10 protein-coding genes are annotated in these 10,404 nt (G+C 57.3%); 2 read left to right on the plus strand and 8 right to left on the minus strand.

Annotation, left to right across the window (positions count from 1 at the left end):
- Positions 1-15: 15 nt before the first annotated feature.
- From BK667_RS11765 to BK667_RS11800, 8 genes are all read right to left on the minus strand, one after another.
- Positions 16-333, minus strand: a complete 318-nt coding sequence (locus BK667_RS11765) for a DUF2388 domain-containing protein (RefSeq protein WP_054047918.1) — start codon at positions 331-333, stop codon at positions 16-18.
- A gap of 107 nt (positions 334-440) precedes the next feature.
- On the minus strand, positions 441-758 hold the full coding sequence (locus BK667_RS11770) for a DUF2388 domain-containing protein (protein ID WP_123408449.1): 318 nt from the start codon (positions 756-758) through the stop codon (positions 441-443).
- Positions 759-1,148: 390 nt separating this feature from the next.
- Positions 1,149-1,364 carry a DUF1127 domain-containing protein gene (locus tag BK667_RS11775; protein WP_030129620.1) on the minus strand — a complete coding sequence of 72 codons (216 nt, stop codon included), beginning with the start codon at positions 1,362-1,364 and terminating at the stop codon, positions 1,149-1,151.
- A 319-nt stretch (positions 1,365-1,683) separates the two neighbouring features.
- The gene (scpC, locus tag BK667_RS11780; protein ID WP_123513377.1) at positions 1,684-3,177 is read right to left on the minus strand and encodes a succinyl-CoA:acetate CoA-transferase ScpC; all 1,494 of its coding nucleotides are present in this window, start codon (positions 3,175-3,177) and stop codon (positions 1,684-1,686) included.
- A 180-nt stretch (positions 3,178-3,357) separates the two neighbouring features.
- The gene (locus tag BK667_RS11785; protein WP_123513379.1) at positions 3,358-4,794 is read right to left on the minus strand and encodes an NAD(P)(+) transhydrogenase (Re/Si-specific) subunit beta; all 1,437 of its coding nucleotides are present in this window, start codon (positions 4,792-4,794) and stop codon (positions 3,358-3,360) included.
- A complete protein-coding gene (locus BK667_RS11790; RefSeq protein ID WP_007947884.1) occupies positions 4,794-5,117 on the minus strand; it encodes an NAD(P) transhydrogenase subunit alpha part 2 in 324 nt (107 codons plus the stop codon). Before BK667_RS11790 ends, BK667_RS11785 begins: the two co-directional genes overlap by 1 nt.
- A gap of 15 nt (positions 5,118-5,132) precedes the next feature.
- Positions 5,133-6,254: a Re/Si-specific NAD(P)(+) transhydrogenase subunit alpha gene (locus BK667_RS11795; protein WP_123513381.1), complete on the minus strand. Its 1,122-nt coding sequence runs from the start codon at positions 6,252-6,254 to the stop codon at positions 5,133-5,135.
- A gap of 435 nt (positions 6,255-6,689) precedes the next feature.
- A complete protein-coding gene (locus BK667_RS11800) occupies positions 6,690-7,589 on the minus strand; it encodes a LysR family transcriptional regulator (protein ID WP_123513383.1) in 900 nt (299 codons plus the stop codon).
- A gap of 157 nt (positions 7,590-7,746) precedes the next feature.
- Between BK667_RS11800 and BK667_RS11805 the strand changes: the two genes are divergently transcribed.
- Positions 7,747-8,928 carry an acyl-CoA dehydrogenase gene (locus BK667_RS11805; RefSeq protein WP_123513385.1) on the plus strand — a complete coding sequence of 394 codons (1,182 nt, stop codon included), beginning with the start codon at positions 7,747-7,749 and terminating at the stop codon, positions 8,926-8,928.
- Between the two features lie 13 nt (positions 8,929-8,941).
- The gene (locus BK667_RS11810; protein ID WP_123513387.1) at positions 8,942-10,162 is read left to right on the plus strand and encodes a CaiB/BaiF CoA transferase family protein; all 1,221 of its coding nucleotides are present in this window, start codon (positions 8,942-8,944) and stop codon (positions 10,160-10,162) included.
- Positions 10,163-10,404 lie beyond the last annotated feature (242 nt).

A 10,404-nucleotide genomic window follows, 5' to 3' on the forward strand; every position in this document is an offset into this window, starting at 1 on the left:
GAGGAACGATGGTAACTATTGGACGAGAATTGCCTGTGCCAGTTCAAGGTCGCTGGCATGAAGTTTTGGTTGGGTCCGACGCAGATAATCCAGGGCGGACTCCAGTTGCGCTCCTCGCAGTTGGCCGTCACTGGCAATGAAAGCCGCAGCGTCATCCTGAGCGGCGATCAGCAGTTTATGGTCGAAGGGCGCAGAGGTCACCATGCTTGTGGCGTAGCCGCTGACCACAGTGCCTTGTGTAGAGAGGTTGAAAGCGTCGAAGGCATGGGCCGATCCCGACCAGCAGGCCACAAAGATCGCTTGCGTGAGCAACAGATTTGAAAGAAAACGCATGAGACTCGATAGCTGGAAACGAGCCCCAAGGCTAGCGCAATGCCCGGGCTAGAGCCAGCGCCGAAACATTGGGACACGATGGGCGTGTCCCGTCGTTCAGCTTACGTTCAGATCGCCAGGATGGCCTGGGCAATCTGCGCATCAGTGGCGTTTAGCTGAGGCAACTGGCGGTGAATTTCATCAATTGCACTTTCCAGTTTCACGCCTCGAATATCGCCGTTGCTGGCGACGAAGCTGGCGGCGTCATCACGAGCGGCACGCACAATTTTGTTGTCGCGCAGCGAAGAAGAAGCATCGGAAGTTGCGTCGGAACTGGATTTGAGCGCGCCAACGACAGCGTCGGTGGTCACGATAAAACTGGTGGCGTGGGCGTTGGCAGCCACGGCGAGCAGGGCTGCAGCGCTCAGCAGGCGAAGACGGGACATGGGGTAGCTCCTTTGGATAAACCGATTGAGAGGTGGCGCAGTGTCTGAAAGATCAGACGCCGGTCACGCAGCGTTCGCCACCTTCTGGTTGGATATTAGGCTGGTGGGAATGAATTCGAATAGCCCGTATAGATGAAACGGTATGTATAGGAGCTGCCGAAGGCTGCGATCTTTTGATCCTGATTTAACCTAAGCAAAGTCAAAAGATCGCAGCCTTCGGCAGCTCCTGCGAATGTGTACCGGCATAAATATAGATAAACAAAACTGTACTGGTATGGTGTTTTGCGGCCCAGAAACGACAAAACCCGTCGTGGTTTCCCACGACGGGTTTTGTTTGTTCAATTCGGGTTGCTGGCGGTGGACCCTACAGGTCAGAGCCAGCGACGCTACTTAGCGCCAGAACGGCTTGCTCAGCTCTTCGTAGCGTTGTGCTTCGCTAATCCCGGCATCAGCCAGCAGACGCGAATCCAGACGAGCCAGTTGATGGCGGCTGGTAATGCGGCGCTGCCACAACATCAGGTTGGCGATAACGCGAAGAGGCATGGAAGCCTGGGTTTTTGCAGCAGTATCTTCGAAGAACAGTTCGGAACTGAGTGTACGTTCCATGGTTGACATCCTTCCGCTTGTGGCGGGATTAGGTAGTGGTTTAACTGATGCCAATGATCCTCTCGTTTGGCCAGTCTCCCTAGATACAGTTCACTTGTATTGTGAGAGACCAGTTAACTGTTTATAGGGGGTGTACTGGTCGAAATTGAGGCAACTGTACCTGTCAGCACTAATACGGTGCATTTTCCACTGAAGTACTCGGAAATGTAGGCAAAAGCCGTAGGAAACAACCAGTACAGCAGTACAGTTTTAGACAGAAGAGAGTATTGCAAGAACCAGCTGACGCAACTGTGTGGGCGTCAGCTGTATTTTTGTTCAATCAGGCCTTAAGCATCCGCCCGGTTTCTTCAAGGTTGATGTGCCAGCTCAGGGCATCACGCAGGATGTGCGGGGTGTGCCCACCGATGGCACAGGCCGCCGTGAAGTAGTCATTCAAGGCGTCGCGATAGTCCGGATGCACACAGTTGTCGATGACCACCCGAGCCCGCTCCCGCGGCGCCAAACCACGCAGGTCGGCCAGGCCGATCTCGGTCACCAGAATGTCGACGTCATGTTCGGTGTGGTCGACGTGGCTGACCATCGGTACCACGCTGGAAATCGCGCCACCCTTGGCAATCGACTTTGTGACAAAAATCGACAAGTGCGCATTGCGCGCAAAGTCCCCTGAACCGCCGATGCCGTTCATCATCCGCGTTCCGCACACGTGGGTGGAGTTGACGTTGCCGTACAGGTCGAATTCCAGCGCAGTGTTGATACCGATAATCCCCAGGCGTCGCACCACTTCCGGGTGATTGGAGATTTCCTGGGGACGCAGCACCAGCTTGTCCTTGTAATGCTCCAGATTGCCGAACACATCGGTATTGCGCCGGGCCGACAGGGTGATCGAACTGCCCGAGGCAAAACTCAGTTTGCCGGCGTCGATCAGGTCGAACGTCGAATCCTGCAACACTTCGGAGTACATGGTCAGGTCTTCGAACGGCGAGTCGATCAAGCCACACATCACCGAGTTGGCAATGGTGCCGATCCCGGCCTGCAGCGGACCAAGTTTGTTGGTCATGCGCCCGGCGGCCACTTCCTGCTTGAAGAAGTCGATCAGGTGATCGGCGATGGCCTGGGTGTCGGCGTCCGGCGGCAGCACGGTAGATGGTGAGTCGGATTGATTGGTGATCACGATCGCGACGATCTTCTCCGGCGGGATCGGAATAGCAGTGCTGCCAATGCGATCGTCGACCTTTACCAGTGGAATCGGCGTGCGGGTCGGGCGATAGGTTGGGATATAGATGTCGTGCAACCCTTCGAGATTCGGGTTGTGCGCCATGTTGATCTCGACGATGACGTGCTTGGCGAAGATCGCGAAGCTGGCCGAGTTACCCACCGAGGTGGTCGGCACGATATGGCCCTGCTCGGTGATCGCCACGGCTTCAATCACTGCGATATCTGGCCGCGTGAGTTGCTGGTTGCGCAACATCTCCACGGTTTCCGACAGGTGCTGGTCGATGAACATGACTTCGCCGGCATTGATGGCCTTGCGCAAGGTGCTGTCGACCTGGAACGGCATGCGTCGCGACAGTACGCCGGCTTCGGTCAGCTGTTTATCGAGGTCGTTACCCAGGCTGGCGCCGGTCATCAGGGTGATTTTCAGCGGGGTGATTTTGGCGCGTTCAGCCAGTGCGTGGGGCACAGCCTTGGCTTCGCCGGCGCGGGTGAAACCGCTCATGCCGACGGTCATGCCGTCCTCAATCAGAGCGGCAGCGTCAGCGGCGCTCATCACCTTATCCAACAACGAAGGCAAGCGAATACGATCACGGTACATGGATTGATATCTCGGGCAACGGAAGCAAGGTGTGCAGTCTAGTGACTTGAAAAAAATTCGTCCCGCTACCATGGTCGAATGCCAACCCCTGATTTAGAGCCTTTGGTCGGGTTTCACGGGGAATAAAAAAACCCCAGCCTACTAAAGACTGAGGTTTTGGGTATTGCGTTGGAGCAGGTTTTACTCGACGGCTTTGACCATGTCTTCGATGACTTTCTTCGCATCGCCGAAGACCATCATGGTTTTGTCGAGGTAGAACAGTTCGTTGTCCAGACCGGCATAGCCGCTGGCCATCGAGCGCTTGTTGACGATGATGGTCTTGGCCTTGAACGCTTCGAGAATCGGCATGCCGGCAATCGGCGACTTTGGATCGTTCTTGGCCGCCGGGTTGACCACGTCGTTGGCGCCCAGTACGAGCACCACGTCGGCCTGACCGAACTCGGAGTTGATGTCCTCCATCTCGAACACTTGGTCGTAAGGCACTTCTGCTTCCGCCAGCAACACGTTCATGTGGCCAGGCATCCGACCGGCCACCGGGTGGATCGCATACTTCACGGTCACGCCGCGATGGGTCAGCTTCTCGGTCAGTTCTTTGAGCGCGTGCTGTGCCCGTGCTACTGCGAGGCCGTAGCCCGGAACGATGATCACGGTATCGGCGTTGGTCAGCAGGAAGGTCGCATCGTCAGCCGAACCGGATTTGACCGGGCGGGCTTCTTTCGAGCCAGCAGGACCGGCCGCATCAGCCGTGTTGCCGAAACCGCCGAGCAGCACATTAAAGAAGGAGCGGTTCATCGCCTTGCACATGATGTACGAGAGGATCGCACCGGACGAACCCACCAGCGAACCGGCAATAATCAGCATCGAGTTGTTCAGCGAGAAGCCAATACCCGCTGCTGCCCAACCGGAATAGCTGTTGAGCATCGACACCACCACCGGCATGTCCGCGCCGCCAATCGGGATGATGATCAGCACGCCCAGCACAAAGGCCAAGGCCAGCATCAGCGCGAATGCATTGAGGTTGCCGGTCAGCATGAAGGTGACGCCGAGCGCCAGTGTCGCCAGGCCCAGCACCAGGTTCAACTTGTGCTGGCCACCGAACTGTACCGGTGCGCCCTGAAACAGGCGGAACTTGTACTTGCCCGACAGCTTGCCAAAGGCGATCACAGAACCGGAGAAAGTGATGGCACCGATTGCCGCGCCGAGGAACAGCTCCAGGCGGTTACCGGCAGGAATCGAATCGCCCAGCTGTTTAACGATACCCAGCGATTGAGGCTCAACCACCGCAGCGATGGCAATAAACACCGCCGCCATACCGATCATGCTGTGCATGAAGGCGACCAGTTCCGGCATTTTGGTCATTTCAACGCGCTTGGCCATGATCGAACCGGCAGTGCCGCCGACCAGCAGACCCACGATGACGTAGCCAATGCCAGCAGTGGCGAGTTCAGCGCCGAGCTTATAGATGAGGCCGACGGTGGTCAGGATCGCCAGCGCCATGCCGAGCATGCCGTACACATTGCCGCGCCGCGACGTGGTCGGGTGCGACAGGCCTTTGAGGGCCTGGATAAAGCAGATCGACGCGATCAAGTAGAGCGTCGTTACAAGATTCATGCTCATTACTTAGGCGCCTCTTCTTTTACGACTTTCGGGGCTTTTTTCTTGAACATCTCAAGCATTCTGCGGGTGACCAGGAAGCCACCAAACACGTTCACCGCCGCCAGGGCTACCGCCAGGGTGCCCATGGTCTTGCCCAGTGGCGTCACGGTCAAAGCCGCTGCCAGCATGGCGCCGACGATCACGATTGCCGAGATCGCGTTGGTGACTGCCATCAAAGGCGTGTGCAGTGCGGGTGTAACGTTCCAGACCACGTGATAACCGACATAAATCGCCAGCACGAAGATGATCAGGTTGTAGATACCGGGGGAGATAAGCTCTTCCATCGTCTGAATCCCTGCTTAGGCGTTTTTGCGGATGACTTGGCCGTCGCGGCACATCAGGCACGCGGCGACGATGTCGTCTTCGAGGTTGATCTCGAACTGGCCTTCTTTGTTGAAGACCAGCTTCAGGAAGTCCAGCAGGTTGCGAGCGTACAGCGCCGAAGCGTCTGCTGCGACTGCACCGGCGAGGTTGGTCGGGCCGCAAATGGTCACGCCATTCTCGACGACGACTTGATCGGCCACGGTCAGCGGGCAGTTGCCGCCCTGAGCGGCGGCGAGGTCGATGACCACCGAGCCTGGCTTCATCTGCGCCACGGTTTCCGCGCTCAACAGCGTCGGTGCCTTGCGGCCCGGGATCAGTGCAGTGGTGATGACGATGTCGGCTTGTTTGGCGCGTTCGTGCACGGCCAGGGCCTGACGTTGCATCCAGCTGGCGGGCATAGGTCGGGCGTAACCACCGACACCGACGGCGCATTCACGCTCTTCATCAGTCTCGTAAGGCACGTCGACGAACTTGGCGCCGAGGGATTCGATCTGCTCTTTTACCGCCGGACGTACGTCAGACGCTTCGATCACTGCACCCAGACGTTTCGCCGTGGCGATCGCCTGCAAGCCCGCCACGCCAGCGCCGAGAATCAGCACGCGCGCCGCTTTCACGGTGCCGGCCGCTGTCATCAGCATCGGCATGAAGCGCGGATAGTGGTGCGCCGCGAGCAACACGGCTTTATAGCCGGCAATGTTCGCTTGAGACGACAGCACGTCCAGGCTTTGAGCGCGGGAGGTGCGCGGCGCTGCTTCCAGTGCGAACGCGGTAATGCCGCATTCGGCCAGTTTGGCGATGGTTTCATTGCTGAACGGGTTGAGCATGCCGACGACGACGGTGCCGCTCTTGATCAGAGCCAGTTCGCTGTCGCTGGGGGCGACCACCTTGAGAATCAGCTCGGCACCAAAGGCATCGTTGGCGCTGCCAATGGTTGCGCCTGCCGCTTCATAAGCACTGTCGACAACGCTGGCTTTTACGCCGGCGCCGCTTTGTACAGTGACCTTATGACCTTGGCCGATCAGCTTTTTGATGGTTTCCGGGGTTGCAGCAACCCGTGTTTCACCCGTCTGGGTTTCGAGAGGAACACCAATGTGCACGTCAAATCTCCTGCGTGATCTTATTGAGTAAACCCAGGCACTTCGGATGGTGCGACTGGGGCGGCCGATCAGCACGATCCCGCCAAATCGGGGCGGGGCGCGGCATTTTGCAGGCGAACTTTGTGCCCTTCAAGGGATTATGACGGGTGACGGAAAATTAACTACAAGTCACCCCGTGACCGAATGTCGCAACTACCCGGTTCAATCCCTTGCAGGCCGTGCCTTGTAAGGATTCTGGTCGAAATTCAACAATTTACATATCGGCGCGGTGAATGAGCGGTCATTGCTTCCAAATAGAGGCTCAAGGCCACGTTTTCAGGCACTTGTGGGACGTTTGTACTGCATCTCGGTACAGTCTATGAATATGCGACAAATACTTATATCTGTAGTGTTTTGGTTTTACTGACTACGGGGTCAGCTAATAGGCTAAAACCTTTATCCTTCGAGGCTGTAGCTGTGCGCCTGATTGACCAACCAATCACGAAAAGCTCTTAAAGATGCCGATTCGACCTTTCGCTCGGGAATCATCAGGTAATAAGCCTTGATGCTCGACAGGGCTTGAGGATTGGCAATCACTAATCGCTTCTCCGCCAATTCACGCTGAATCAGAAACGGCGGAATCAGCGCGATCCCCATGTCGTGCATGGCCGCCTGGGCGAGCATGGAGAATAGCTCGTAACGCGGGCCTGTCATGTCGCGAGGGATATTCAGGTTCTGGGAGTTGAACCACTGACGCCACGCATACGGTCGGGTGGTCTGTTGCAGCAGGGGTAATTCCGCGATTTGAGCGGGTGTCAGATTTGTCTTCTTGCCCAGTAGGGTTGGGCTGCACACCGGCATCGGGTTTTCTCCCATCAGCCTGTGGGATTCCGTACCTGACCAGTCAGCATCGCCAAAGTAAATCGCGGCATCGAACTCGGTGTCGGCGAACAGGAATGGCCGTGTACGGTTAGTGAGGTTGACCGTTACCTCTGGGTGTTTGTGCTGGAAATCCTTGAGTCGCGGCAACAGCCATTGGGTGCCGAAAGTCGGCACGACCGCCAGTTCGATAACGTTAGCGCCTTGCTGGCCCATCACTGACAGCGTGTCCCGTTCAACCGCGTCGAGTTGTGTGGCCACCCGACGGCTGTAGGAAAGCCCGGCTTCCGTCAGCTTCACCCCGCGTCTTGAGCGTCGGAACAGTTCGACGCTGAGGAACTCCTCAAGGCTAGCGATCTGTCGGCAAATGGCGCCCTGGGTGAGGGAAAGTTCCTGGGCGGCCTTGGTAAAGCTCTCGTGGCGCGCTGCGGCTTCGAAGCTGATCAGGGCGGTGGTGCTGGGGATTTTTCTGCGCATGTACGTGAACCTCACTAATACATCGCATTAATGACCTTCCGCGATGCTTCGGAGTGAGAAATTAGCACAACAGTATGCGAAATCCTCGTTTGCCGAGACGACGATCCGGGCCTAGGATCAGTCCACGTTATTTGACCCGATTCGAGAGGACACACTCATGGGCGGTAAAGCTAGCTTCAACTGGATCGATCCCCTGCTACTGGATCAACAGCTCACCGAAGAAGAACGCATGATTCGCGACACCGCCGAGCAGTTCGCTCAGCAGAAGCTCGCGCCGCGTGTTCTGGAAGCTTTCCGTCATGAGAAGACCGACATTGCGATCTTCCGTGAGATGGGTGATGTGGGTTTGTTGGGTGCGACCATTCCTGAAGAATACGGTGGCAGCGGCCTGAACTACGTCAGCTACGGCCTGATCGCCCGTGAAGTCGAGCGCGTCGACTCCGGCTATCGCTCGATGATGAGCGTGCAATCCTCACTGGTTATGGTGCCGATCAATGAATTCGGCACTGAAGCGCAAAAGCAGAAGTACCTGCCAAAACTGGCTACCGGCGAATGGATCGGTTGCTTCGGTCTGACAGAGCCAAACCACGGTTCCGACCCGGGCGCGATGATTACTCGTGCACGCAAAGTGGAAGGCGGCTACAGCCTGACCGGCAGCAAAATGTGGATCACCAACAGCCCGATCGCCGATGTGTTCGTGGTCTGGGGCAAGGATGACGCCGGTGACATCCGTGGTTTTGTACTGGAGAAGGGTTGGAAAGGCCTGAGTGCTCCGGCGATTCACGGCAAGGTTGGCCTGCGTGCGTCGATCACTGGTGAAATCGTCATGGACAACGTGTTTGTCCCTGAAGAAAACATCTTCCCGGATGTCCGTGGCCTGAAAGGTCCGTTTACCTGCCTCAACTCCGCGCGTTACGGCATTTCGTGGGGCGCACTGGGCGCTGCCGAATTCTGCTGGCACACCGCTCGCCAGTACACCCTGGATCGTCAGCAATTCGGTCGCCCATTGGCCGCCACTCAGTTGATCCAGAAGAAACTGGCCGACATGCAGACCGAAATCACCCTGGCGCTGCAAGGTTGTCTGCGTCTGGGGCGCATGAAGGATGAAGGTACGGCGGCAGTCGAAATCACTTCGATGATGAAGCGCAACTCCTGCGGCAAGTCCCTGGATATCGCGCGCATGGCTCGCGACATGCTGGGTGGCAACGGTATCTCCGACGAGTTCGGTGTCGCTCGCCATCTGGTTAACCTGGAAGTGGTGAATACCTATGAAGGTACCCATGACGTGCACGCGCTGATCCTGGGTCGCGCGCAAACCGGCATCCAGGCGTTCTATTAATAGGAGAACGACCATGGGCGCGCTTTCGCATCTACGGGTACTGGATTTATCGCGGGTGCTGGCCGGGCCTTGGTCTGGACAGATCCTGGCGGACCTTGGCGCTGAAGTGATCAAGGTCGAGCGCCCAGGCAATGGCGACGACACGCGCGCCTGGGGCCCTCCGTTCCTGAAAGACGCCTATGGCGAGAACACCAGCGAGGCCGCTTATTACCTGTCGGCCAATCGCAACAAGCAATCGGTGACCATCGACTTCACTCGGCCTGAAGGTCAGAAGCTGGTACGTGATCTGGCGGCGAAGTCGGACATCCTGATCGAGAACTTCAAGGTCGGTGGTCTGGCGGCTTATGGGCTGGACTATGAATCGCTCAAGGCAATCAATCCGAACCTGATCTATTGCTCGATTACCGGGTTTGGCCAGACCGGGCCCTACGCCAAGCGCGCGGGTTATGACTTCATGATCCAAGGGTTGGGCGGTTTGATGAGCCTGACGGGGCGGCCTGAGGGTGATGAAGGTGCGGGGCCGGTGAAAGTCGGCGTAGCGCTGACGGATATTCTGACCGGGCTCTATTCGACGGTGGCGATTCTGGCGGCGCTGGCGCATCGGGATCATGACGGTGGCGGCCAGCACATCGATATGGCGCTGCTGGATGTGCAGGTGGCTTGCCTGGCTAACCAGGCGATGAACTACCTCACCACCGGTAATGCGCCCAAGCGCTTGGGGAATGCGCACCCGAACATCGTGCCTTATCAGGATTTTCCTACGGCGGATGGCGACTTCATCCTTACCGTGGGTAACGACGGGCAGTTCCGCAAGTTTGCCGAGGTGGCAGGTCAGTCGCAGTGGGCGGATGATCCGCGCTTTGCCACTAACAAGCTGCGGGTGGCGAATCGGGCGGTGCTGATTCCATTGATTCGCCAGGCGACGGTGTTCAAAACCACTGCCGAGTGGGTGGTGCAACTCGAGCAGGCGGGTGTGCCGTGTGGGCCGATCAATGATCTGGCGCAGGTGTTTGCTGATCCGCAGGTCCAGGCGCGAGGGTTGGCTATCGAGCTGCCTCATGCATTGGCTGGGATGGTGCCGCAGGTGGCGAGTCCGATACGGTTGTCCGAGACGCCTGTGGAGTACCGCAATGCGCCTCCTCTATTAGGGGAGCACACTCTGGAGGTATTGCAGCGGGTGTTGGGCCTGTCAGCGGGTTCTGTAGCTGCTTTCAAAGAGGCCGGAGTGCTTTGAGGGGGGCGTCTATATAGAGGCGTGGCTTTTGCGCTTCCATATAGACGAAATCCGACGGTTTCCGACTTTGTGCAAGTTCTTGAAAGAAAAGCTAAATCAGGGCTTGACGGCAGATTCTGGAAGTCTATAATTCGCCCCACTTCCGGCGCAGTCGAAACGGAAAACTCCTTGGTAAACAAAGAGTTACGTAGGTTTCGGCAGTGAGTTGCTTCAGGTCATCGAAGCGCAAAAGGAGTTGAAAA

The sequence above is a fragment of the Pseudomonas frederiksbergensis genome (assembly GCF_003732705.1).
Taxonomy (GTDB): domain Bacteria; phylum Pseudomonadota; class Gammaproteobacteria; order Pseudomonadales; family Pseudomonadaceae; genus Aquipseudomonas; species Aquipseudomonas frederiksbergensis_F.